Annotated in this window: 28 protein-coding genes and 1 pseudogene; 19 read left to right on the top strand and 10 right to left on the bottom strand. The window is 41.4% G+C overall.

Translation table 11 applies throughout. From position 1 onward, the window contains the following. The first annotated feature begins 18 nt into the window (after positions 1 to 18). The 3 genes from NSS82_RS18250 to NSS82_RS18240 all read left to right on the top strand — a co-directional run bounded on the left by NSS82_RS18250 (position 19) and on the right by NSS82_RS18240 (position 3011). Positions 19 to 891 (top strand): AraC family transcriptional regulator, encoded by an 873-nt coding sequence (locus NSS82_RS18250; RefSeq protein ID WP_076273270.1) that lies wholly within the window; start codon positions 19 to 21, stop codon positions 889 to 891. A gap of 225 nt (positions 892 to 1116) precedes the next feature. Continuing rightward, positions 1117 to 2091, top strand: a complete 975-nt coding sequence (locus NSS82_RS18245; protein WP_076099066.1) for a phosphotransferase enzyme family protein — start codon at positions 1117 to 1119, stop codon at positions 2089 to 2091. 179 nt (positions 2092 to 2270) lie between these two features. After that, complete coding sequence (locus NSS82_RS18240; protein ID WP_081386672.1) at positions 2271 to 3011, top strand: class I SAM-dependent DNA methyltransferase; 741 nt, start codon at positions 2271 to 2273, stop codon at positions 3009 to 3011. A 221-nt stretch (positions 3012 to 3232) separates the two neighbouring features. On the opposite strand, the gene map is transcribed toward NSS82_RS18240, so the two are convergent. Further along, positions 3233 to 3979 carry a type I methionyl aminopeptidase gene (gene map / locus NSS82_RS18235; protein ID WP_036687603.1) on the bottom strand — a complete coding sequence of 249 codons (747 nt, stop codon included), beginning with the start codon at positions 3977 to 3979 and terminating at the stop codon, positions 3233 to 3235. Between the two features lie 7 nt (positions 3980 to 3986). Further along, positions 3987 to 4571, bottom strand: coding sequence for a TetR/AcrR family transcriptional regulator (locus NSS82_RS18230; RefSeq protein ID WP_036687602.1), 585 nt, complete (start codon positions 4569 to 4571; stop codon positions 3987 to 3989). 144 nt (positions 4572 to 4715) lie between these two features. Between NSS82_RS18230 and NSS82_RS32700 the strand changes: the two are divergent. The 5 genes and pseudogenes from NSS82_RS32700 to NSS82_RS18210 form a co-directional block, all read left to right on the top strand. Beyond that, positions 4716 to 4928: pseudogene (locus tag NSS82_RS32700) on the top strand (DUF6262 family protein); the annotation flags it as partial. Positions 4929 to 5236: 308 nt separating this feature from the next. Further along, on the top strand, positions 5237 to 6049 hold the full coding sequence (locus NSS82_RS18225) for a hypothetical protein (protein ID WP_036687600.1): 813 nt from the start codon (positions 5237 to 5239) through the stop codon (positions 6047 to 6049). A gap of 536 nt (positions 6050 to 6585) precedes the next feature. Next, on the top strand, positions 6586 to 7548 hold the full coding sequence (locus NSS82_RS18220; protein WP_076099069.1) for a helix-turn-helix transcriptional regulator: 963 nt from the start codon (positions 6586 to 6588) through the stop codon (positions 7546 to 7548). 109 nt (positions 7549 to 7657) lie between these two features. After that, entirely contained in the window at positions 7658 to 8284 is a 627-nt protein-coding gene (locus NSS82_RS18215) for a type 1 glutamine amidotransferase family protein (protein ID WP_076099070.1), read from the top strand. Positions 8285 to 8601: 317 nt separating this feature from the next. Next, positions 8602 to 8907, top strand: coding sequence for a DUF3889 domain-containing protein (locus NSS82_RS18210; RefSeq protein WP_076273268.1), 306 nt, complete (start codon positions 8602 to 8604; stop codon positions 8905 to 8907). 556 nt (positions 8908 to 9463) lie between these two features. Here NSS82_RS18210 and NSS82_RS18205 read toward each other — a convergent pair. Further along, a complete protein-coding gene (locus NSS82_RS18205) occupies positions 9464 to 10399 on the bottom strand; it encodes a Gfo/Idh/MocA family protein (RefSeq protein ID WP_076273267.1) in 936 nt (311 codons plus the stop codon). A 111-nt stretch (positions 10400 to 10510) separates the two neighbouring features. Here NSS82_RS18205 and NSS82_RS18200 point away from each other — a divergent pair, with 111 nt between their 5' ends. Continuing rightward, positions 10511 to 11467, top strand: a complete 957-nt coding sequence (locus NSS82_RS18200) for a helix-turn-helix transcriptional regulator (RefSeq protein WP_076099073.1) — start codon at positions 10511 to 10513, stop codon at positions 11465 to 11467. Positions 11468 to 11630: 163 nt separating this feature from the next. Here the strand turns inward: NSS82_RS18200 and NSS82_RS18195 are convergent, their stop codons facing one another. Then, positions 11631 to 12875, bottom strand: a complete 1245-nt coding sequence (locus NSS82_RS18195) for an MDR family MFS transporter (RefSeq protein WP_036687590.1) — start codon at positions 12873 to 12875, stop codon at positions 11631 to 11633. A 143-nt stretch (positions 12876 to 13018) separates the two neighbouring features. Between NSS82_RS18195 and NSS82_RS18190 the strand changes: the two genes are divergently transcribed. The 3 genes from NSS82_RS18190 (at position 13019) to NSS82_RS18180 (ending at position 16407) form a co-directional block, all read left to right on the top strand. Continuing rightward, on the top strand, positions 13019 to 14791 hold the full coding sequence (locus NSS82_RS18190; RefSeq protein WP_076106794.1) for an ABC transporter substrate-binding protein: 1773 nt from the start codon (positions 13019 to 13021) through the stop codon (positions 14789 to 14791). 244 nt (positions 14792 to 15035) lie between these two features. Further along, positions 15036 to 15959, top strand: coding sequence for a ketopantoate reductase family protein (locus NSS82_RS18185; RefSeq protein ID WP_076273266.1), 924 nt, complete (start codon positions 15036 to 15038; stop codon positions 15957 to 15959). A 34-nt stretch (positions 15960 to 15993) separates the two neighbouring features. Continuing rightward, positions 15994 to 16407 (top strand): VOC family protein, encoded by a 414-nt coding sequence (locus NSS82_RS18180; protein WP_076273265.1) that lies wholly within the window; start codon positions 15994 to 15996, stop codon positions 16405 to 16407. A 127-nt stretch (positions 16408 to 16534) separates the two neighbouring features. On the opposite strand, the gene NSS82_RS18175 is transcribed toward NSS82_RS18180, so the two are convergent. Continuing rightward, positions 16535 to 17083, bottom strand: coding sequence for a TetR/AcrR family transcriptional regulator (locus tag NSS82_RS18175; protein ID WP_076099076.1), 549 nt, complete (start codon positions 17081 to 17083; stop codon positions 16535 to 16537). Between the two features lie 153 nt (positions 17084 to 17236). Here NSS82_RS18175 and NSS82_RS18170 point away from each other — a divergent pair, with 153 nt between their 5' ends. Next, complete coding sequence (locus tag NSS82_RS18170) at positions 17237 to 17917, top strand: SDR family NAD(P)-dependent oxidoreductase (protein ID WP_076273264.1); 681 nt, start codon at positions 17237 to 17239, stop codon at positions 17915 to 17917. A gap of 110 nt (positions 17918 to 18027) precedes the next feature. On the opposite strand, the gene NSS82_RS18165 is transcribed toward NSS82_RS18170, so the two are convergent. After that, positions 18028 to 18420 carry a hypothetical protein gene (locus NSS82_RS18165; RefSeq protein WP_076273263.1) on the bottom strand — a complete coding sequence of 131 codons (393 nt, stop codon included), beginning with the start codon at positions 18418 to 18420 and terminating at the stop codon, positions 18028 to 18030. A 153-nt stretch (positions 18421 to 18573) separates the two neighbouring features. On the opposite strand from NSS82_RS18165, the gene NSS82_RS18160 reads away from it, so the two are divergent. Further along, positions 18574 to 19479 (top strand): GNAT family N-acetyltransferase, encoded by a 906-nt coding sequence (locus NSS82_RS18160; protein ID WP_306031920.1) that lies wholly within the window; start codon positions 18574 to 18576, stop codon positions 19477 to 19479. A 121-nt stretch (positions 19480 to 19600) separates the two neighbouring features. Here the strand turns inward: NSS82_RS18160 and NSS82_RS18155 are convergent, their stop codons facing one another. Further along, on the bottom strand, positions 19601 to 19768 hold the full coding sequence (locus tag NSS82_RS18155; RefSeq protein WP_175618918.1) for a hypothetical protein: 168 nt from the start codon (positions 19766 to 19768) through the stop codon (positions 19601 to 19603). Between the two features lie 219 nt (positions 19769 to 19987). Beyond that, positions 19988 to 20446 carry an Hsp20/alpha crystallin family protein gene (locus tag NSS82_RS18150; RefSeq protein WP_036687578.1) on the bottom strand — a complete coding sequence of 153 codons (459 nt, stop codon included), beginning with the start codon at positions 20444 to 20446 and terminating at the stop codon, positions 19988 to 19990. A gap of 114 nt (positions 20447 to 20560) precedes the next feature. On the opposite strand from NSS82_RS18150, the gene NSS82_RS18145 reads away from it, so the two are divergent. The 5 genes from NSS82_RS18145 to NSS82_RS18125 are packed head-to-tail and all read left to right on the top strand — an operon-like array spanning position 20561 to position 22224. Continuing rightward, positions 20561 to 20785, top strand: coding sequence for a spore germination protein (locus NSS82_RS18145; RefSeq protein WP_036687577.1), 225 nt, complete (start codon positions 20561 to 20563; stop codon positions 20783 to 20785). A gap of 13 nt (positions 20786 to 20798) precedes the next feature. After that, a complete protein-coding gene (locus tag NSS82_RS18140; RefSeq protein WP_076142201.1) occupies positions 20799 to 21026 on the top strand; it encodes a spore germination protein GerPB in 228 nt (75 codons plus the stop codon). Between the two features lie 42 nt (positions 21027 to 21068). Next, the gene (gene gerPC / locus NSS82_RS18135) at positions 21069 to 21683 is read left to right on the top strand and encodes a spore germination protein GerPC (RefSeq protein ID WP_076142200.1); all 615 of its coding nucleotides are present in this window, start codon (positions 21069 to 21071) and stop codon (positions 21681 to 21683) included. Then, on the top strand, positions 21661 to 21837 hold the full coding sequence (locus tag NSS82_RS18130; RefSeq protein WP_111504304.1) for a spore gernimation protein GerPD: 177 nt from the start codon (positions 21661 to 21663) through the stop codon (positions 21835 to 21837). Before gerPC ends, NSS82_RS18130 begins: the two co-directional genes overlap by 23 nt. 3 nt (positions 21838 to 21840) lie before the next feature. Further along, complete coding sequence (locus NSS82_RS18125; RefSeq protein WP_076142199.1) at positions 21841 to 22224, top strand: spore germination protein GerPE; 384 nt, start codon at positions 21841 to 21843, stop codon at positions 22222 to 22224. Positions 22225 to 22230: 6 nt separating this feature from the next. On the opposite strand, the gene NSS82_RS18120 is transcribed toward NSS82_RS18125, so the two are convergent. Continuing rightward, positions 22231 to 23544 carry an outer membrane protein assembly factor BamB family protein gene (locus NSS82_RS18120; RefSeq protein WP_076142198.1) on the bottom strand — a complete coding sequence of 438 codons (1314 nt, stop codon included), beginning with the start codon at positions 23542 to 23544 and terminating at the stop codon, positions 22231 to 22233. Between the two features lie 188 nt (positions 23545 to 23732). Then, positions 23733 to 24689: an alpha/beta hydrolase gene (locus NSS82_RS18115; RefSeq protein ID WP_076213518.1), complete on the bottom strand. Its 957-nt coding sequence runs from the start codon at positions 24687 to 24689 to the stop codon at positions 23733 to 23735. Positions 24690 to 24847 lie beyond the last annotated feature (158 nt).

The raw sequence follows: 24847 nt of genomic DNA, 5'->3' as shown, positions 1-24847 counted from the left end.
ACGAGGGGAGGCAACGTCATGGATACGCTGATACAACTGAACAAAGCAATAAACTATATTGAGGAGAACCTAACAAATCAAATTGATTATCAGGAGGTTGTGAAAATAGCCTGCTGTTCGGAATATCATTTTACTCGCATGTTCTCATTCCTAGCAGGCATTACTCTGTCGGAATACATCCGGCGTCGACGTCTAACCTTGGCAGCACTCGAGCTATCACAAAGTAATATCAAAATTATCGATACCGCTCTGAAATATGGTTATAATTCGCCTGATTCCTTTTCTAGGGCTTTCCATAGCATGCATGGGGTAAATCCTTCGGAAGCTCGGGTCCATGGACAATCCCTTAAGGCGTTCCCTCGGATGTCGTTTCAGCTGACTATCAAAGGAGGAAATGAAATGAATTACCGTATTGAAATCAAAGAATCTTTTCACATCGTGGGCATAAAAAAACGGGTACCAATCATTTTCCAAGGGGTCAATCCGGAGATTGCGTCGATGTATGAAGGGTTGACGCCGGAAATGATTGATGAGATGAAGAGATTTTCCGATGTTGAGCCCTCAGGGTTTATAAGCGCCTCTACAAATTTCTCTGAGGAGCGTATGGAGGAAAAAGGAGAGTTCGATCATTATATTGGCGTTGCCACTACGAAAGACGCATGGAATGGCTTGGATCAGCTGGAAGTGGCGGCCTCCATGTGGGCTGTATTCACAGTCGTCGGCTCTTTTCCGAGTGCGCTACAAGAGATCTGGGGGCGAATATATTCGGAATGGGCTCCGTCATCGGGATATGAGCTAATTAAAGGGCCTGAAATTCTTTGGAATGAGCACAAAGATATCACATCGCCAAATTTTAAAAGCGAAATATGGGTGCCTATCACTAAGAAATAAAAGAGTTTGGTTGGATTAATGAGACTGAGAGCTGAATATCCTTTCACTACGAAGCTGCCGCGAAAAACATTCCGGCAGCTTCGTCAAGCTATAGGCAGGATATTTCGAAAATGTTGTAGAAGTACAATTGGTGAGTCGAATGATTTTTGGAATGTAGTAGATTTCAATTTTTATGATTCAGACGAAGATTGAATCAATGAATCCTTCTATTTTAAAGGAGTCCTTATGACGAACGAGAAGCTTTTGGACTTACTAGGCAGTTACGATATCCAACAGCCTGAGATTATTTTCTTAAGGCATAACGAGAACAGAACCTATCGTGTTAATGACAGAACGGGAAAATCATATTTACTCCGCATTCATGACCCTTTTATAGATGACATGAAAGGTCTGCAACATACATACGGCGGCATTCTTGGAGAATTGCAAATGCTTGAGAAGCTGGGAAGCTGGAGCAGCAACGAAATACAGACTCCCGTAAGAAACAATGAGGGTGAACTTATTACGATCATTGAATACGAAGGTGAACTGCTAAACTGCTCCGTCCTCACCTGGCTGGATGGAAGAGACATGAATATGAATGATGTTAACAATCTTGAACTGGTAAAAGAACTGGGATCGCAAATAGCAGAACTGCATACTTTTTTTCGGCAGTACGAACATACAGGTATGGAGATTCGACCGAGTCAAGGTAAAGCTTATAATGAACGGATGATCCGTGTGATTCATTCGGGTGTGAAAAAGAATTTATTTACGCCTTCTGATGCTAATGTCATTGAACAAACGCTGCAATTGATCAACTCCCGGTTAGATGACCGTGGCGGGGAGGCTGGCCCTGACCTTATTCATGGGGATTTGTGTATGGGTAATATCATCATCACAACCGAAGGAGAGGTGCGCTTCATCGATTTTGGCTTTTTCGGTAACGGTTATGCCTTACTTGATGTAGCCATGGGAGCTATGATGCTGCCATCCGATCGAAGAGATACTTTCCTAAAGGGTTACTACAGAGAGTACGAAAATACAGCGAATGATCTACTTCAGTTGGAAGGTTTAATGTTGGTCGCTATTATTGGATATTACGTCTTCCAGATGGAGAATGTACATGTTCATGCCTGGATGCGTGAAAGAATGCCCAAATTATGCGCTGAGTATTGTCGCCCCTTCCTCAATGGTGAAAGTATATTTTATAAAATATGAAATGGAATGTTCATGGTTGAACTAACGAGGAGTGGTAGGTTTGATAAAAATTGATTATAACCGTTTGTCACCAAACGTGTTATCAAAAAAAATAGTAAAATAATACTGTTAAGCGCGATGGCTGTCGATGAGCATTTATTTCGATTATATTATAACAAGGAATGAAAGGGGGAATGGTGTTGATTGAACATAGCAATCTTGAAGAATTTCAAGATCCGGTAAATTACGATCTTGAATTTGACGGTGAAATGGACAAATATCAGTTCTATCTTGAGCTTGCTAGATCGAGTCCTGGGGAAGTGTTAGAACTTGCTTGTGGTACAGGCTTAACAACGATCCCCCTCTCGAAAGCCGGTATAACAATGACCGGTGTAGATATCTCTTCAGCAATGATTGCATATGCGCGGTTGAAGGCGAAAGGGCTGACTGTTACTTTTATGGAAGGTGATGCCCGTACCTTCGAATCGGATAAGCGATTTTCGATGATTTATTTGACTGGTAATGCATTTCAGGCACTTTTAAGTGATCAAGATCAAAGCGATTTGCTCACGACCGTTCACAAACATTTACAACCTCATGGAATCTTTGCATTTGAGACCCGTAATCCGGAGGGAACGGATTTATCCGATCAAGAGGAGACAGAATGGGGATCATTTATTGATAAGGATGGAAATAACGTCAAGGTATCAGGCACACAATGTTACGATGCTGGCCAGCATATCATGCATTGGGTCACGATGCGTGATTGGGGGTATAAGCGAACGACTTCCCGGATTGCTTGTCGGTTCACGGATCCGAATACGCTTCATTCTTTATTAACCCGTCACGGCTTTCGCGTCGAACATCAATATGCTGACTGGAATAAAACGCCGTTTTCTCCGTCATCTTCATCTATCATTAGCGTTTGTAGGAAATGTTAGGAGAAACGTAATGCATTGCAATAGAACCCCCCCTCAGATTGAGGGGGATTTTGTTGTTCCTAAGTTTAGCATACTTTTCGCATTAAGAATTCAATCGGTCCGCGGGACATTCTTTTTCTCCACCTATGTGAGAAGATCACACATGTATCGGATGAAGAAAGAAGTTCTGCTCAATAAATAAAAAAGAAGTCGACCCTCTCGTTGGTCGGCTTCTAATTGTTCTATTGCGCGGTCAGGATTTGTGGACCTTCAGCGGTGATGGCGATCGTATGCTCGTATTGGGCGGCGAGCTTGCGGTCCAGTGTCCGGGCGGTCCAGCCGTCCTGATCAATTGTCATGTTGTAGGTGCCTTCAGTGATCATGGGCTCGATCGTGAATACCATGCCTTCCTTGATGCGGGGGCCTTTGCCGGGCTTGCCGACATGCATATAGGTAGGCTCCTCATGCAGGTCACGACCGATGCCATGAGCGAGAAGGTCGCGCACGACGCCAAAGTTGTTCGATTCGGCATGCTGCTGGATTGCGCTCGTCACGTCTCCTAGCCGATTGCCGGGCTGTGCCTGCGCGATGCCGAGGTCAAGGCACTCCTTCGTGACGCGCATCAGCTTCTCAGCCGCCGGTGAGATCTTCCCGACCGCATAGCTCCAGGCTGAATCGCCGAGCCAGCCGTCGAGCTCCGCTACCGTGTCGATCGTCACGATATCGCCTTCCTCAAGTGGCTTATTTGTAGGGAAGCCATGTGCAATTACGTCATTGACGGAGGCACAGGTCGCATATTGATAACCATTGTAGCCCTTCGTATATGGTTTGGCGCCGTGCTTCAAAATAATATCCTCGAATATGCGCTCAATCTCGTTCGTTGTGATGCCCGGTTTGATGAGCGGGGCAATTGTGCGATGGCATTCGGCCACAACCTGGCATGCCTTGCGGATGGCTTCGATTTCATACTTGCTTTTTAAGATAACCATGTTTGTTTCAGGACTCCTTTGTAATGGCTTGTATCGCGAGCTGGGCGATTCGATCGATGTCCAGCTCGGAATTGCTCGCATAGTAGTGCAGCCCGCAGCAGCCGACCAACACGGCAAGCATAAGGTTGATGCTGTCGTCTTCACGCTGCATAGTCGATTGGAGTGGAACATACAGCCTTTCCATGAATCGTCTCTTGGCAGGGTGCCGATCTTTCTCTGGCAAGCCTGTAAAATGTTCCGCTGCCATTTTGTAGACGAGATATGCGCGGGCATCTGACTGCCACAACTGGAGTAGCGTCTTGCAATACGTTAACAACTGCCTGTCGTCAGGGTTGTCCCGGCTGATGTTCGCCCATTGAGTCAGGGTTTGCTCACATCGCTCGAAGCCGCTGCTCAGCACATCTTCTATTAGTAAATGCCGGTTGGGGTAATAATGGTATACCGTGCCATAACCGAGACCAGCCTCGCGGGCGACGTCGCGAATATCAAAGCTTCCGCCCGTACGGAAGTAGGTATGCGCGGCGAAGTCCAGGATCTGTTCTCTGCGCTGCATGCGTATGAGCTCATTTTGTTCTTTGGTACGGGGGCACATGGGCGCGTTAACCTCCTTTTTTTATATAGACCTGCAAATTTGTCAATATAAAGAGTGTAACGCATGAGGCGGAGAAATGCAATTATCCGTTGGCGTTCGATGAAAACAAGTATTAGACTGAATAATAAAGTGCTTACCGGGTAAGACAATCCTGAGATACGAATTCGCATTGAATCGCTTCGTCAGCAGCAAGTTCAAGAGCCGACACCGAAACAAATTAAGCGGGAGATGGATGAAAACAACAAGGACGCCATCATTGCGTCGTTAAAACGAAAGATGAAGAAGCTCGAAGAAGAAAATAAAAAGTTGCGAGAACAACTTAAGTTTTCCTATGCAGAGGTCTATCAATGGATTTGAGGGAATGACTGTTAGCTTATCCAGCTTACGGGCAGCTTAATTTAAGATCATACTCGGTGAACTGTATCATAAATAGGGGCAAGTTTAACCCTTGAAACCAGTGAGCTAGGATCAATTTCGTTTCGAGTTAATGTGAATAATATCCATTATTTTTAAATATGCGACAAAAATTGCATTTGAAGAAATATTATTGTATGATTTTGTTGTGTTAAAAATTGGAAAATTTAATCGTCATTGTGTGGACAGTACGGATACTACTTCAGCAGTAACCAAAGTTTCTTATACTTATTAACTAAGGAGAAGCAGCCTTGCGTAAGAAGAAATATGTTAGCATAGCCTCAATTACATTGATTGTGATTATGGTCGTTCTATTCTTCAGTATGAAAAATGTTCTTTTCGACGGCTCTTCTAACAAATCAGAGGAACAGGCCGTCACAACAACCAGTGAGATGATTAACGAGACAGAGAAACCAGCTGCCACAATAACGAATAAGGGAACCAATGAAAAGAAGAGCGTAACCGCGATGGAGGCACTGCGCCTTGGGTACTCAGAGGCGAATAAGCTTACGGAAGAAGAGCCATTACTTATTAACATAACAAGCACGGATGACACTTCTGTTTCCCAGGAACGAACCGATGGTTCGGATGGAACAAGAGATGCTTGGAATCTCGAATTTGGCAGCAAGAAAGGGAATGTTTTTATTTATATCAAGATCGATAATGGAATGGCCATTAAGACTGATGTGAAAAAGCACGATAAGAATTTACTTGTAAAAGGACAGTATGCGATATCTGATATTCAAATCGATTCTTCCGATGCAGTTAAACAAGCTGTTGAGAGACTGGGGATGAAACCAGGAAATCCTGCTATAGCAGATGACTGGATCAAGGGGTATCATTTTACTATCAGCAGGTATAATACTGATCCTAACTCCTCCAAAACACGTCTGCTGCTAAGAGTTATGGGTATCTCGCCGAATTCTCCTAATCGTGAGAATGACAGTTTGAGAATGAGCGCTTTCTTTGATGTCAAAACAGGCGAATTGATGAGCGCTACCGAGATGACAGGCTTCGACAAGGATGGGAATACCATGTGGAAGAATATTGAGCTTAAATACTGATGACGGCATAAATAAATGAAGAAGGAAGATATTTTCGTAAAAATACAACATATTACCAAATAAAGAGTTATTATTGATGGAACTTACCGTGCGTTACTGCTCATGAGCAGACGCATGGTAAGTTTGTTTTTGTGTAAAGGCGTTATTACTGTCTACTTGGTAAAGTCTATACGCATCACTCAAGTTTATTGAACTGGAAATATCCATTCTTCGAGGTGATGTATATGCTGAGTATATTCTTTAGTCCCCTGAACGGCGGTTAGGGCAATTGGAACCTAGCGGATCAAAGAAAGAGCATCCTGCAAAGGATGACCCAAAAACTCACCGTTAAAAACAGCGCGGTGAACTGTATCACAAGTTGTGGTAAAGTAGATTGTTGGGTTGAGCTAAGAGCAGCAATGTTAAAAATTGCAGATTGTTGTTTATAGATTGCTAAGTGAGGATCGAAAGGCTGGAAGATCGATGAATAAAGGGATGCAGGCGATTCGCAAAGCTAATAATTTTGAGCGATCCTAATAAAAGATGAGGTATATGTGATGCCAAAAAACGATAATATGCTGGCAATCCTATGGATGCTGAATTCGGGTGTTAAAATGACCGCAAAACAAATATCCGAAAAGTTAGAAATAAATATAAGGACAGTCTATCGGTATATTGATGCGCTAAGTGCCAGTGGAGTGCCTATAATATCCGACACTGGTCATAATGGCGGGTATAGCCTACTGAATAATTTTATCAGAGCACCACTGCTATTTGATATTGAAGAAAAAAAAGCACTTCTTCATGCTGCTGTTTTTGCAAAAGAAGCCGGATACCCTTTGAGTGAGGCATTAGGTAATGCGACATCCAAATTGAAAATGTATTCGAATGAGGAACAGGAAAGTGTTCTCAGCCGTCATTTAGCCGGATTTGAAGTTATAAACCGTAGGGGAGATCCTTCTATTCAGCCAGTATTAGCGGAATTGGAGCAAGCTGTAGCAAACGAGTTCTCTGTAGAAATTGATTATCACACACGCCGTGATGATCAACCCAAGACTAGGGTGATAGATCCCTATGGTATGGTGTACTGGAACAATAAATGGTATATTGTTGCATTTTGCCACCTGAGAAATGAGATTCGCAGCTTTCGGGTAGAACGGATTTTACAAATCAAGCGGACTCAAAACATATTTAAACGTTCCGAAGCTTTTTTGGCTCGGGAATTTTTTTTGCGAAATCTATTACCTGATTTAGTCGGCAAGGACGGGTTAATTGCTTTAGTTATCGAAGGTAGGTCAGAGGCGTTGGATGACTTATGCCTGCATTGGTTTTTGGGGCATCATCTGAAAGAGCGTACATCAAATCAAGCAATCTTTTTACTTGAGGAAAAATCAATTCATACCTATGTTCCTAATTTTCTCTTATCCTACGGGAAATCCATTCAAGTAATCGAACCACAGAGTTTGAAGGAAAAACTTGTTGGTGTGGTGTCGGAGTTATTGGAATATTATCAACTTTAATAACTTCACTGACAGCGGATGTCAGTGAAGTCATTTTATAATGACGATAATCATTGATTACCGATGGTTGGTATCACTAGATGAATTGTAAAATAAGGAGAACTTGCAAATGAATAATACGGTATATCTTTATGTGTTTGACACAATGGCAGACTGGGAAATAGGCTACGTAACTGCCGAACTGAAATCGGGAAGATATTATAAAAAGGGGCTGGTCCCGTCAAAAATAGTTACCGTGGGAATTGATAAGACTCCAGTAACTACAATGGGCGGATTGAAAATACTGCCTGACATCAAATTGGATGAGTGCAGCATTGAAAGATCAGATCTATTGATTTTACCCGGTGGAGATACATGGACAGAAACCATTCACCACCCCCTCTTAAAAATCGCTGAAAGATGTTTAAGGGAAGGTATATGGGTTGCAGCGATTTGTGGTGCTACAATGGGACTTGCCCAGACAGGATTGCTGAATTCACGTGGGCATACAAGCAATGATCTGGAATACCTTAAAATGATCTGTCCCACTTATACAGGAGAAAAGTATTACAAAATGGAGTCTGCTGTAACGGATGGAAAACTGATCACAGCATCTGGAATAGCTCCGTTGGAATTTTCTGCACACATCTTGAAAGCTTTGGATGTGTTTTCTCCAAAAACATTAGACGCCTGGTATAGCCTTAATAAGACTAATGATTCTAAATATTACTATGAGTTGATGAATTCAATACAATGAAGGTATCAGCATTTAAGGAAAAGTGAAAGTGTGTTGTATATATGGATATGGACAAGATGCCACATGAGTAACAATGCGACTTAAAATATTCCTTCCATAGGAATCCTAATGGAGTACGATAGTTAAGCATAAAGGGTTCCACATATTAGTCATGTATAATATGTGGAACCCTTTATTATATCTGACTTTCCTAAATCTAGATCTTGATTAATTGAAAAAATAAAGTTGTAGACTGCACGCTGGCATTAAGTTGTTTAAGAATACATTTGGATAAAGTGGGAGATATTACTGAAAACTTCTCCAGATGGGCGGTTATTATGAAAAAATTACTGATATCATTTTTGGCGATACTTATTTTTTCCACTGTTACAGTAGAGGCTGCGCCTGAATACGCAAAATGGGGCAAAATTGCAGAAGAGGAAACACAAAAACGATACAATGCAGTCATAATTGATTATAAGCACATTGGTCGTACTGAACTAACACCTAAAAAGTCTGAAGAGAAATTCAAACTATGGATTAGAAGCAAAGCAGGTAACGAGTTTGGGGTTTTTGTATCAATCCAATTTGACCCATCAACTGATACAATCCAATCGATTCAGTTTTCTGAAACTAATCGTTAGATTTAATAAATCTCGCTATTTACGCTAATGGGGCACGATAGCACAATGACAACAGGCTGCCGAGATCATAGGCAGCCTGTTCAGCTAACGGGCAGAATAACGTGATGTAGGTGTGTACTTTAAATGAGAAGAGTAATAGAGGTGGATTAAAGATAGGACTTTATTTTCCAGTCCAAGACTGCCGCTGGTTTTATAAGGCGCCATTCTAAAAACCCTATTTTCCTCGGACATTACCTCCACAATATCAGCAGGGACCACGATCTTTGAGAATTTCCATCGTATGACTAGTTTAACCTCTAATTGAACTATCTTAATCCCAGGATGAAATCCCTGCAAAATGCTGTGAAATAACAGCATTTTATAAACTAGAACTAAGGACAGCTTACCAAAAAGGACTAAAATTACTACTTTGTTCTATAATTTCAACATATGAAAAATTCACAATAGAAAAATCAAAACCTATTCCTCTCCCTAGCTACAATTCACTAATTCAATAAGTTCTACGCCCCCACAAACAAAACCCATGAAAAAGGATACCCAACACCAACCTCTATGTTTACACAAGCTTTTTTTCTATTTTTATTGCTAGTTCCATAGCTTGTAGGGCATGGTCTAACTCGATTATGGATGAAGTACCCTCCTCTAAGCATTGGAGAGCATGCGTAATACTCTTTTCAAAAGGATTAGCTTGTTCTATCAATAGTTGCTGTTTACCTGCAGAGGTATATTCAATTAATGATCCTTCAACCTTTCCGTTCATGTCGTCACTTTCTTGATAGACAAGCTTTCCTTGTTCAAAATAAGCTTCATACCCTACGGAAAAAGGATAACCAGCTGGCATTTGTGAGGATACAACGATTTCTGCGGAGACATTCGTTTTCTGAAAATGGGTACGTACTAACGCTTGTTCATTTCGTCCACCATCGGTTCCCCACACAGAGTATTCTTCTAAAGATCCAAGCAGCCAGGTAACAAAATCAAGTTCGTGAATCATCAGATTTGTGGAGATAGAATGAAGTCCGAGATCACCCCACAGAGGTGCCGTTTCTCTTTTTAAGGTGAAAGCTAAGAGCTTTCCATATTTCTCTTGATGAGTGGTTTCGTATAAATATTTGTACGCAGGATCAAATTTAATAAATTGGTTCACGAGGATTCGTCTGCCATACTGTTGTTCTGCTTCCTTCATCGCAAGGGCATCTTCATTGTTAAAGCATACAGGTGTTTCACAGAATACATGTTTCCCATGCTTAAGCGCCTCAACGGCAAACTGTCTATGTAAAGTTACGGGCAGACAGATATCGATCACATCAATTTTGGTATCAAGCATGATATCCTCTATATTTGTGGTAATCTCAACGCCTAACGCTTGTTTTAAATTTTGCAGCTTAGCTTCATTTCTACCATAAACAATAACTTTGTCTACACGCTCATTTTTCGTCAATAATTCTGCATGATAAGCTCCGAACCCTGTTCCTAAAACGGCAATTTTCATATGTTTCAGCTCCCTTTATGTAATGAACTAATCATAACCTCTTATTGTTGACAACATCATGGCAAGAATTTTGAAGTATACTTGATAAAAAAGAAAAGCTCGGAGGTTCCCATGCGCTTGCATCGTTTGATTGCTATTTTATTATTAGTGGAGTCGAGAGGGAAAATGAAGGCCAATGAACTAGCTCAAGCCTTGGAGACTTCTGTACGTTCAATCTATAGAGATATTGATGTACTAGCTGAAGCTGGAATTCCTTTGTTGTCTATGTCGGGGCCGAATGGTGGTATCTCCTTAATGGAGGGATATACAGTTAACCTGAAGCAGTTACATGGTGAAGATGTAATCAATCTATATTTAACAGGTATGGGCATCTATTCTGGAGGACATTCTGAATCTGGTCTTAAGCTGAAGACGACGCTGTTGAAATTAGAAAAAACATTGCCCGCATCCTATCAACCTGACATTCAGAAAGCGCAAAAGCGCTTTTATTTCGATGACACACCTTGGTGGGCAGAACGAATAGAAATCCCCTGTCTGGAATCTATCCGGACAGCCGTTTGGCGATCTCAGAAACTACAGGTTAAGTACCAAAAGGTTAACGGAGAAGTATCGTGCAGGAAATTACAGCCCTATGGTCTTGTGGTGAAAAAAGAGGAATGGTATCTTATAGCCTACTGTGAAGAAGCTAATCAAATCCGAACGTTTAAATGTGAGCGAATTGTCTCTACGCAGCTTGTGGAAGAAGAGTACTCTATACCTATGGATTTTTCATTAGAAGAGCACTGGAAGCAGCAGGGACAGGTTTTTAAGCAAGCGTGTAAAGAAGAAGAGGTCTATCCTGTTGTGATCAGAGCTGATAAGAGAACAATGTCTTCTTTATCTCAGCTAGAGATCATGGAAATGAGAGAAGAAGGGGATGCATTCATTTTAAAGGTGAATATGTTTGGTTATGAAAGTGCATGTGCTAATGTCTGGTGCATAATAGGTCATTCCGAAATCATGGAGCCCTTAGAGCTAAGGCAATATGTAAAAGGCCAGCTGAGTTTTCTTCAGGGAATATATGATTAACCGTTTTTTCTATGTAAAAGAGACCGTAGCTATTGCATATTCTGCAAAGATACGGTCCCTCTTTTCTGATTAAAAGAATTAATTCACATAATTGGTTTACATAATAATGATTATGTTAACCGAGATAAGGATGATCCAATAAACAACGTATTGAATTGGAAAATCATCCTTTTATTGCTCTATTTTTAATACCAAGTGTTAATTTCTCTCTGGCAACAAGTCTTTTGTGCGCTACGAGAAGAAAAGGAAGACCAAAAGCTGTTGTTAAAGCCAACGGCACAAAGATCGCAAGGCCATTCTGAGCGCCATAATGGTCTAACAACACCCCACCGAAGATAGGTGCCATAACACTCCCTAAATTATTAAAGCCAATCGTACCAAAGTACGTCCCTTTCATTTCAGGTTTGGCAATCCGATCGATTAACATATCCATCATCGTAAAGAGTAAGACTTCCCCTATAGTGAACAGAACTACACTGATCATTAGTAGAGCCACACCACCAGCAAGCCCCACTAAGAGAAGACTAAGTGCAACGCAGATATTCCCAAGTATTAAAGGGACAATCGGTGGAAATTTACTTGCCGTACGTACAATGGGATACTGCACTACTAACACGGTTATAGCATTCAGTGAAAGCATATAGGAGAACAATTGCCCCCCATTGGTGAAATGCGTGTTCATCGCTAAATATTGAGCCATTGTTGAGCCGAAGTGACCGTATCCTAACACACAAAAGATTGTACCCAGCAATACTGGCAGGAACACACGGTCTTTTCCTGTGATTGTCAAAGCTTCGAGTAAACGTGGTGCTTGAGCTTGTGTACGGGCGGGCATGCTTGAACGATGTGCCTTAAATTGCATGAATAATACAATTCCGTATGCAACATATACGATTCCGGCGATTAGAAAAGGAAAAGTTGATTCCGCAGAGCCGAGCTGTAGCCCAATGATCGGACCAAATACTACACCAAGATTAATTGCTGCATATCTAAGATTAAAGACAAGCAGCTTGCTCTCGGGTGGTGTAATATCGGACAAAAGTGCCCGTGAAGTAGGCTCGAATACTGATCGACATAAGCCATTTAGGGTGTTTACCAAGAAAAATACCCATAGATGCTGAGCCACTGAGAATCCGAAGAAGACGGCTGCCCAGCCAAATACCGAGATTAACATCACAATTTTGCGGCCAACAATATCAGAAATATAACCGCCATAGAAACTAGCCAATACGCCTGCCAGCGAGCTAACCGCGACCGTAATCCCTGTTTGTGTCGGGGAAGCTCCGAGAACTTGGGTCAGATAGATGGATAAGAATGGGATGCTCATCGAGGTCACCAGACGTCCGAACATAGTGCCGATGATAATTGTCCAGGCTAGAGGGTGAATGTGCCTTAGATGCTGTTTCATAATGATTACGATCTCCTAGTCTTATTGCTCTAATATTGTTGCTGCATATTCATTGTTGATTTATGTATAATTATAATGATAAAAGGGGGAAGGAAAAGTGTAAGAAATACATTGACCGTTTCACCTTTAAAGGAGTGAACCATTTGGACCAGATAAGTAATCATTTTTTATGTTTAGCAGCAAGCGTTACTAGTTCGTTCAAAGTGAATGAACCTGTTCCTGTGACGATAGATTTATTGGCTTCGATCCTAATTTGCACTCCACGCAATGTTAAATTCGTTCTGCGGAAACTGGAAGAGCAGGAATATATTCTATGGCAGCCGGGGAGAGGCAGGGGGCATATCTCTCAACTTACTTTTTTAAAAAGTATTGATGAGGTGTTCGAGGATAGCTTTCAGGAGTTAGTCAGTAAAGGCAAGATAAAAGAAGCTATCGAATTGATGAGCAGCGATCAGGTGACCGGACCCTTAAAGGAACGATTGTTAACGATGTTAAATAAACAGATGGGTTTTCGTAGTGAAGCAGAGTCAACCTCAGGGCTGGACGTCCTGCGGATTACCCGTAACCGGCATAAGGAAGTACTGGACCCTGCTTATGTATACACCGCTTTTGAATCCTATTTGCTGGGTCAGATCTATAGCACACTAGTTACTTATGACGCAACGACCGATGCCTTTCTTCCTGGTTTGGCCCATATGTGGGAAGCTAATGAGGAGCATACAAGTTATATTTTTTACCTCCGCAAGGGGGTACGCTTTCATCACGGAAGAATTATGACCTCGAGAGATGTAAAAGAGACGCTACAACGGCTTATTGACTTGAATAGCCCTGCGGTGAACCTTTATAAGGATATCGAACGAGTAGAGGTTGAAGGAGATCATCGAATCCGGTTTGATCTGTCTCGTCCAAATCTCTTTTTTCTGCATCTGTTTAGTTGCATTCACATGTCCATACTCCCATACGATATAGACATCACTAGTGAAGTGATCGGTACAGGTCCTTACCGTTTAATGGATCTGAATGAGGATGTATTGGTGCTCGCAGCTTTTGATTTTTATTTCGGAATTCGGCCGCTCCTGGATCGTGTTGAGATTTGGTATTTGCCAAAAGAGGCTTCTAATGAACGCCAATACCAGCTGCCAGATCCTGAACATGGAGAACTTTTACCTGATATCATCAGCAATCACAGTATAGATTACCCGGCCTTAGGCTGTAGATATATTCTGTTTAATTTTCATAGAGAGGGAATTCATCAGCAGCTATGGTTTCGTCAAGTGATCCGTATCCTTTACAGTCGAACGGCTTTAATAAAAGAGTTGGGTGGCAATCGTATCACTCCAGCAGATAGCTTTTTGCCATGGGAGAGCAGTAAGAGAGAGCTTGTAGATCCAACTTTGGAACATGCCCGAGCGCTTTTAGCGGAAAATGGGTATCAGGGAGAAGTCATTACTTTAGCAACTAAGGATAAAAAAGAAGAACGAGAAGAAGCGTTATGGCTCCAAACACGCGCTGCCTCCGTTGGTTTGCAAATTAAATTATACTTTTTCAATGAGTTTAAAGCAGATCATATACAGACAACAGCCGAGATCCAGCTTGCTGAAGAGGTTTTAGAAGACGATTGGCAATGGGGAATGATTAACTACTTTAATAATAAATCTAATTATTTATTTTCTTTGCTTAGAGAGGACCAGATTTCATTGTTTTCAAAGGTGTTAGGTCCTTTCACAGAATCTCCAAAGGATGAACGGGTGAAGCTGCTGAATCAAGCGGAGGGAATTTTACGAGACAATTATTGGGTGCTGCATGGCTGTCATATGAATAAAAAAGCTCAGCTAAATCAAAGCCTGTTTGGTCTGCACACCGGTTCCTTCGGGTTTTTGGACATCTCCAAGTTATGGATTAAAACTAGGCTTTAAGGTTTTCTTTTGTTATACTTTCCAGAGAGGCTGTATCGATAGAATCGAATGGTGCTCTAGTTGGATCAGATTTATGAATTGTAGCCATGGAGGTGAACTCGTTGGATTTTGCTCAGATCCGTATGGACCGAGACAAAAGAACGGTCGATACTTGACTCTTTTTTTGCCATTCGGACCTGTTTAGCGGATAAGCTAAGCGGTCTTTTTATTTGTTTAAAATAAGGTGAAAAAAGGGGAGACTTACATGCGTTTTCTATTCGTGGGTGCAGGAGCTATTGGTGGTTATTTTGGAGGGCGTCTAGTTCAAAAAGGGGAAGATGTAACTTTTCTAGTCCGTTCTACTAAACAAAAGCAGTTAGAAGATGAGGGTCTGGCAATAAAAAGTGTGCATGGTGACTTTCAGACTCCCGTTCGGACGATTACATACGGGGAGAAGGCAGAGCCTTTTGACTGTATTATTATTGCAGTGAAGGCCTATCATTTGCCTCAGGTGATGATGGATCTAACCCCTTTCGTCGGTGAACATACTATGATTCTCCCGCTCCTTAATGGGTATAAACATTTTGGTATTTTGCAGCAGCATTTTGGAGCAGAAAAGGTACTGGGTGGTCTTTGTTATATTGAAACAACGTTAGATTCTAATGGAGCTATCATACAAAGTAGTTCTTTTCATAGTATTGTGTTTGGTGAATGGGCGGGTGGGGAGTCAGAACGGATGCAGAAACTTCTCAGCCATTTGGATAAAGCAGGATTCACTGTGATATTAAGTTCTGATATTCAACGCGAAGTGTGGCAGAAATATATATTCGTAGCTAGTTTAAGCGGGATTACAACTTTAATGGATAGCTCGGTTGGACCTATTTTAGCCTCACCTACAGCTCGTGCTATTTATGAGCAGCTTCTGAATGAGATCGTGAGCATAGCGCAAAGTGCAGGTATGCCTGTTGGACCAGATATGGTGTCGGTCACGATGCAAAAGATGGATTCGGTCCTGCCCGAATTTACCTCCTCTATGCATAGGGATATGCTAAAACATCTGCCAGTGGAAGCTGAGCATCTGCATGGTGCACTTTTGGCGATGGCTGTACCTGGTCAAGTTGCGTATCCCATTCTTGAAACCGTATATGCCCGTTTGAAAGTATACGAAAGCGTTAATGATATGAGATGATCTGTATAAAATGACTGTAAGGAGCTGGACGATTATGAAGGAACTGAATCAAAAGATAATGACTTTTCTAATGTTCGAAGGAAAGGCTGAAGAAGCTATGAATTTCTATACTTCTTTATTTGATCACTCCGAAATCATCAGTATTAAGCGTTATGGAGCGGACGAAGCAGGACCTGAAGGGAGTGTCATGCAGGCTACTTTTTCATTACATGGACAAGTTTTTATGTGTATAGATAGCTATGTGAAGCATGGATTCACCTTTACTCCAGCGGTATCCTTATATGTGAATTGTGAAAGTGAAGCTGAAATTGACCGCGTTTATGCAGCATTATCCCAGGGTGGACAGGTGCTCATGCCACTAGGTGAATATCCATTCAGTTCGAAATTTGGCTGGGTGGCGGATCAATTTGGCGTGTCTTGGCAATTAAATTTTCTGGGGAATGTGTAAACGATTGATGTGTTGCACAGACAGATAATACGCTGTATCACAAGGGGCCGAGGTCGTTTATAAAATGACGAACTCGGCCCCTTAGTGTCAGGCAGCGGAAAGGTCTGAAGACTCTTCTGATTTTAACTCACGATTGCAGCCCGCTTATGACTAATGATGAAATTCTCTCGGCGACTTCTTGTTGATTTATAGTATTATTTCCTGTTACCCATTGATAGACACCTTCATGGATCATTTGTGCGATGATCGGTACATAAAAGCTTTTCATGTTATCTCCTAAAGCGTTAGATAAGTGAACCTTCAGCTCATTTACAATCTTCTCTTTCAATTGAGGGACAACCATCCCTATATAACTGCTGCGGCATTGTATGTTCGGTTGCTGATAGAAATCGAATACCGATAATACGAGTTGAATGATGCCTTCTTGATCGAATTTAATTTCTCCTTCAGTATGTTTTACAATAGCCGCGGATGCCGAATCACCCATAATATAATCCAATAATTCATATTTATCATTAAAGTGTGCATAAAACGTGGCTCGATTAACTTTAGCTCCCTTTGTTATATCGACGATTGTTATTTTCTCAAAATCCTTCAGGGAAACTAACCTTAAAAAGGAGTCAATTAAAGACTGTTTAGTCTGTGTCAGCCGAATATTGTTTACTTTAGTAGCCATTACTTCACTCCTACCCAACAATTTAGCAATCTTGTTGCTATAGCAACATTTGCAGGTTGATTGTTGATTGATACATTAAATTAGTAGCTGTATATTAGCAATTAAAGCAACAGCTGTTACTTTAATATATCATAGAAAAGGAGTTCATCAAAAATGAAAAATATTGTTATCGTTGGTGCAGGGCCTGGGTTAGGATTGTCTCTAGCTAAAAAATTCGGAGTTAATGGATTTAGGGTGGCTGTCATTTCACGCAATCCCGAGAAATTATCAATGATTATAAGTGAACTTAAGAAACTTAATATTGAAACACAATCTTTTGTAGCGGATGTGACAGATTTAGCAGCGCTAAAACAAGTCTTTCAAGCGATAATAAAAGAGTTTGGTTCAATCGATGTACTAGAGTTCAGTCCGTATGCAGGGTGGGATAAATTCACTCATGTGCTGGAAACTACACCTCAAAGTGTGTTGGAACAAATAAACAGTTACTTGCTGCCCGCCGTTCTTTCAGTTAATGAAGTATTACCCGATATGATCCATAGAGGATCAGGAGCCATTCTTTTTACCACTGGTATTTCTGCTATGTTCCCGTTGCCTTTTGTAGGAAATGGCGGTATTGTTATGTCTGGTATACGAAATTATGCTACTGCTTTATACAATCAGTTAATAGAAAAAGGAGTATTTGTCGGCCATCTTTCCATAGGGACAATGATACAAGCTGGAACAGCTGGTGATCCTGATGTTATTGCAGAGACTTGGTATAGCTTATATGAAAAGCAAGATAACTTTGAGGAAGTATTCCCTCTAGGATTCGACCCGACCCTTTTTCCAAATTAAAAAACTAAATCTTATTGGATAAGCAAGTCGCCTTAATGGCGGCTTTTTATCTATTAGAAGACTTATCTCTCATCAGAGTGAAGCAGGATTGAAGGGTCAGATGAAAGGATTTAATTACATTGCTGAACAACGGTTGTGCGTTCATTAGTAATCGTGACTTTGGAATGACCTGATAAATATTCGGTATAACCGCACACGGTTTGTTCTTTAGACTGTCCGTTAGAGTTGGTGTATCGAAGATATATAGCACCTTCACCATTTAGACTCAATTTTGGTTTGAATTTTTTCTTTTGTCCTGCTTTTATTGGACTTGTATACGATTTCTTTGAATCCGCACGAATTAATCCTACTTCGATAGAGCTAATATCAACATCAGATTGATTATCTACGATGACTGAGAAGCTTTTAAACGGACTCAGAAGATTTGATATCGTCCCTACGCCAAGAACAACTCCACAAGCAATCAGAAATATCGTAATCCCTATAAAAAATCGTTTTCTCATCTTTTAGTCCCCCTATATAAGTAAGACAGGGTTTACTTAAAAAATGTTACATCAAGGAGAAGTTATTTATAACAATTCATTACCAAATGTAGCGTGGACATGCATGTTATTATAAATATATTCCATATTAATGATTTGAAAAGGGGTTTTGCATTGACTACTATTCGTCATTTTGAACAAGGTGACATGCCATTACTTGGGGAACTTTATAACTCGGTATCTATAAAGGGGAATGTTGTTTTTTGGTGGGTTGGTAATGAGGAAAATTGGGAAAATGTATATTGCGCTTTCGAGGACGGTAAAATGGTGGCCAAAGGCCAAGTGAGCATCATCAATATTGTGCCGCCCGGCCGTTCCAAGGATAGCAGACATTCGATCTACCTGAACTTAAAAACAATACCAGAACGTGAAAGTGATTTTGATTTATTAGAAAAAGTGTATCAGTCACTCTTATTAAGAGCCCTTGAATTAAAAGAAACTTTATCAAAGGATTACAAAACCACTCTTTGTGTAGGGAACGATTCGGCAGAGGTCTTGAATACTCAATTTTTCGAAAAAGTGAAGGGCTTCTCTCATTATAATAGCTTATTTAAGATGAAACACAATCTAAGTGATGGTTTGTCCGAACCCACTCTGGCTAAGGAACTTGAATTCGCAACCTGGGATATGGAGACGCCTGAAGATGACGAGCATTATTTGGAATTAGAAGCTGAGATTTGGCCGGAAACTCCGCTAGGGAAAGAACGGTTAGCTGAATTTAAACAAAATCCGCTCTGGTCATCACTTGTTGTTCGAGAAGGGGAGAAGGTAGCGGGTAGCTTAATGGTCTGGCAGGAAGAGAAGGGCGGCTACATCGAAAATGTATTTGTTCTTGAACCATGGAGAAGATCCGGAATTGCTAAGTACATGCTTTTTCAAGCATTGAGCTATTTTAGAACCCACGGACTGGAAGAGGCATGTCTGATGGTGCTTACGGAAAATGATTCTGCATTACGGCTATATGAGTCTGTCGGTTTCATTCTAACGAATGAGGAAAGACGATATCGGATTGAACTATAAAAGTTTTTGTAAGTGAAGGATTACCAAGCAAAGTGCGATAGTTTTTTTGTCGAGCCTAGGTTCGAGGTTAAGGTCGCACTTTATTTGGTAACCCGTTCTGTGAATCAACTGCTAAATGCTTTCATACCTTTTGCTTTCCATCACATTTCTTACATACGTTAAGCTTTTCACCTGAAATGCCTTTCCCGAAGTACAACAGCTTAATACGTGTGCTGCCACAGATCGGACATGTTCCTCTAGCCCGGGATGGAATGCGCCAAAGTGCTTTGCCGCGTTTGTTTTTAGACATGATTTGACCCCACCTTTACTCTTAATACTCCATCTTATGACCAAGAGGAACTTAAAGTTCGAAGAGCGAAAAGAATAGAAAATCGGAAGAAAAAGGGCCAAAAAACACCTTTAAAAAACAGCGTATAACTTAAATTATACGCTGTTTTGATTTTAAGGCGTTTTTTAGGGGGGATGGGGCACTTGGACGAGTAAAACAGGTGGATTTTAAAGGGATATTTTATAAATAACGGATGTCGATATCTTTGAATCTTCCCGCTGACATTTTAGCCATTCTGAATTGCAGGGAACCTTGCTTATAAGTGCCTCTGCTCTGATCTGGAATGACGGGAACTGGCAGCTGAATAATCTCGCTATGATCTTTTCCTAAACCTGTTAATTTAATTTGTGTGCGATTGATTTGTGCCCATATACTTTCGGGGTGGATTCCGCTCGGAATACGAATTTTGGTAATCAGGTGATTATGAGTGTCGATATGCTCAAAGCTTAAACTTGAGGTTTCGTTCATAAATGAAGAGGAGGTCGCTGCAGTTGCTTCTCGGATGACTTTTTCGACATACCCGTCAATTTGGTTAGGATCCAACTTCCACTGCTCTTCAAGAGCTTTCAAGGATAACTTTTTCTTAAAAAAAGGATCTTCATTCATCCAATCTAAAGGGTTCGTCTTATTGGGACTCATAGCTCTGCGCCTCCTACGGTTTTTATCCATTGTATGGGCGTTTGACTTATTCAGTGACATCTGGGCGAATATCTACATAGAATAGCTTATCATTCCGAAAGGAGGAGTGGTTTGGTGGTTTCAATCATCGGCAATATTAAAATCAATAGCGTAGGCCCCAGCTCCACAGTCTTAGTAGGAAATACGGCATCCGTTATCCTGAGCAGCAACTCTAAAATTTATGCCGGTGCCAACTCCTTCTCCATAGGTGACTCCATAGGTACGAATATAACGAATAATGCGGCCAGCAGTACAAATACGATGGATTCAGATGTGGTGGATCAAGTATCACCTCCTTAAGGGTGGGGTTTAAATGAACATTACGGTATATCAATGCATATCGATCTATAATCTAAAAATCGGTACTATCTCTAATTCCTCGGTTCTTCAGATTGGTACATCGGGACGAATCAATACTTTGTCTCATAATTATGAGACCTCTGGAGCTCCATCATCGCCTTCAACACCTCCAGCGGAAAAAATGGATTCACCCCTTGTGTCCTTGCCGCCAGCGGCAGAACTATATGCACAACTGAATTAGGCTCTTTGTCCCCGCATACAATAAACCATAGGAGGGGGTTGTATGCATCCGTATTATGCTCAGCAGGTTTTTAATACACTAAGATTGCAAGCGGAGAAGATCCAACAGCTAGAGAAGCAACTTCGAGATTTGCAAGGCGATGTAGACAGCATAAAGAACAATAAATCTGCAAGTATAGGACCTATCAATTATCATTTTGAACAATTAAAAATCGAAAAGCTGGAAGGCACTTTAAATATAGGCATTACACCGAATGAGGGGAACAATCTGGATGAAGCGATGATCAACGGTAAATCTATTGGAGAGCAGGAGGTAGGTACAACTGCCTTATCGGATCAGATTCGCCCACAGATTCTGAAGTATGTGCAAGAAGAGGTTCCCTCGCAATTTTCACGTTTAGAAAAAGAGAAGAATTTAAGCATTGATGAGCAATATATCCAAATGGTGACTCAGGATCTGCTGAATCAGATGGATGGACGGATTAACGAGTATGTAAGCCAACTCCCTGCCACAGAAGAAGGGCGTGGATACACTGATGAGGAATGCGCTTCTATTGTAGAGCAAATCAAACGAGATATCGTTATGGCAGTAGAGCGGCATTTGGAAATAAATATAACCGGAAGGCGGGAGACGAATGAAGATAACGGTGATCAATAGAGATATTAGTGTCAATGCAGTGAAAGTCGTTTCGATCTCGGGTTCATCAGTATTTTTAGTAGGGGATACTCAATCCATTCATTGCTCCTCGGCGTTTGACAGCGTAATAGAATATACTCAGAGCGCTCCAGATCAAGTCAAAAAAGGCAGTTAACCTATGCACACCTCACGCATACAAGATGTCTATATCAACAATCTGTCTGACAGTTCTATTTTTATATGTGGATCTGTAGGCCGGGTTCAATCTAAATTCCTGGGAAGCAAGGAGAATTACCTTTTTAACATAAAGGAGATTAATAATCGCACGAAAGATACTACACTTATAGACATTCCTATCCCTGTATGGACAAACCAAGGGAATGAAGTGGATGAATTTGTGATATTAAAGGATTCCGCGGAATCAACAATTAATATACAATATATCAAAATTCTGTCGATTGGGTCTGGCACGACCTTCCAGATTGGAAACAGCGGGTCAGTTCATCTGGAGAGTCGAACCATTGAGTTTAAACGAGAAATGGCTGCAAAAGATAAGGAGTAACAACAACTATTTTAATTCTTTTGGCAGAGAAATCGCGAATATATTGTGCTCCGTCTGGATGTAGAGAATACCATTCGCACTGAATAGTTTACCGTATTGTTGTGCTCCAGTTTTTACTTTGCCAAGTGTTTTTCCTGTTTCTGCATTTATGATATAGAAGTAGCCATTCTCATAGCCAGCGTATAGCCCCTTACCCATAGATTGAACGCTTAACGCAGGACTGTCCGGCCCGTTGAAGTTAATAATGCGATTATCGTTCATTTGAACGGCAGTGATCTGTGCATCCTTTTGGAAAAAAGCCATGTTATTTACTGGACCAGCCACCCAATTTCCGTACTCCTCATAACTTTTGGGTTCACTCGCTGTTTCTTGACCTAAGGTAAAGCGGTATAGTGGATGACCCCCCCATTGGTCTAAACCTCCATCGACTGTATATAGATACGAGCCTTGAAGTGATGTGAAATAATTACCGAGTCTACTGACATCTTCGAGCAGTTTATAGTTCTTTTTGGTCTTCGCTTTTCCAGTTTTAACATCAACATGTACCAAGGTCAACTGATAGCCTTTAAGAGGCTCGTTAGAGGCATCATTTGCAGCATTTGCTTGTTCGCGGAGTAATAATTCACCATCCCGGTAAGCAACAAAGCTATAAAATCCCTGAATTCTCCATAACCTCTTGCCTGTAGCCGGATCGAGCCCGAAAAACTGTGTACGCCTATTATCAACAGTACTGGATACTACCAATACCCCGTTATATAGGCCGTCGATACTTCCTACATACATAGGGATGTCTTTATTCTCCCAGATTTTTTTACCAGTAACCGGGTGATAAGCTGCAATTCCACCATGCTCGTTCCGGAAGTACAACACTCCGTTAACTAACTCCGCGAAAGCACCGATTTCAATCGGATCTTTGGCAGCCTTAACCTTCCAAAGCAATTTCCCCGTTTGGGCATTAACTTTTACAAGATAACCCTCATAAGTGATAAAGAAAACCGAGTTATTCGTTATAATCTCAGGATTTGTTCCGTTTTTGTAGGACCATTTAACTTTGCCTGTACTGAGATCGGCGGCCTTTAGTGTCCCGCCTGATGAATAATAGAATAATCCATTTGCAATAGGGGCCTGTTGGCTATAAATTCCTTGACCATCTGCCTTGTCGTGCCATAAGGGTTTAATTGTGGTGATAGAGTCGACGGTTGTTGAAGAGGAGGCAGGGGTTGTTACTGCTGCTTGAGCACCAGGCAAATATACACCAGCTCCAGATACGAGCAAGGAGGATGCTATAACGGTCTTTAGGATAAACGGTACATATTTCACGATTTTAGCTCCTTATAGATCATTTATAATATATTGACGCAGGGAATAGATATTTGTTTCTCAATTGTAAAAATACACTTGTTAACATAATAAATATTATGTTAACAAGAAAAGACGAATCAGTTTCGCACAAAATTCTTGTGAGAACCAATTCGCCTAGTAAAAGAATATGTCAACAGTTGATTTGTTTAGAAACCTTCACGAAGCCATGTAGTCGCTAACTTGATAGCTCCCTTTTTAGCATGAGTCTCGGCTAAAGGATTCAGCATGACAAAATCATGAATGATGCCTTGGAAGCGGACAGCCGTAACATTCACGCCAGCTTCCCGCAATTTGGCGGCATAAGCTTCACCTTCATCCCTTAGCACATCTGCTTCACCAGTAATAACCAGTGCATCTGGTAAATCCCGTAGCTGCTCTAGGTTAGCCCGAAGAGGAGAGGCAGTGATTTGATTTCGTTCCTCAGGGTCAGTGGTATACTGATCCCAGAACCATTTCATGCCGTCCCGCTGCAAGAAATAACCTTCGGCGAACTCATGATAGGATTCAGTATCAAACGAGGCATCCGTTACCGGATAGAATAGTAGTTGTTTCGCTATCTTCGGTCCACTCCGTTCTTTCGCCATGAGAGTAATAGCAGCTGCCATATTCCCACCGACGCTGTCTCCGGCTATAGAAAGCTTGCTAGTATCAAATCCGTGCTCGCTTCCTTTTTCAGCTGTCCACTGGAGAACTGCGTAGATTTCTTCAATAGCTGTAGGATATTTAGCTTCTGGGGAGAGGCTGTAATTTGGGAAAACAATAGCGGCCTCCGCTCCGACAGCTAGTTCACGGATCAAGCGATCATGGGTATGGGCATTCCCAAACACCCAGCCTGCGCCATGAATGTACAGGATAACAGGCAACGATGCTGATGAGGAGCTTGGGGGACGAACGATTCTTATGGAAACATCACCGTTAGGTCCACCTGGCACCATTAGATCTTCAATATCAACTTCCGGTTTATATATATCACTGGATTGTACGCTATCTACCGTTTCACGACCTTTTTCTGGCCCAAGGTCAGGTAGAAAGGGAGGTTTCGCATTATCATCGGCAAATTTTTGAGCTGCTGGCTCAAGAATGATCTTAGTTTTGTTTGGCATGATTTATCGTCTCCTTTGACTGGTCATAGTCTAGTATACCCTCTTCATTCCATAACCATCTAAGCAGCTGCTGAAACGAATGCCAGTTTACGACTAGTTAGAGATTTGACACTATTTGCACATTTATCGCCTATTGAGCACGGTTTCGGAAACCAGTG

The organism is Paenibacillus sp. FSL H7-0735, assembly GCF_038008505.1.
In the GTDB taxonomy this organism is placed as follows: Bacteria; Bacillota; Bacilli; order Paenibacillales; family Paenibacillaceae; genus Paenibacillus_AQ; species Paenibacillus_AQ odorifer.
This window is presented reverse-complemented; position numbering and strand designations above follow the sequence as displayed.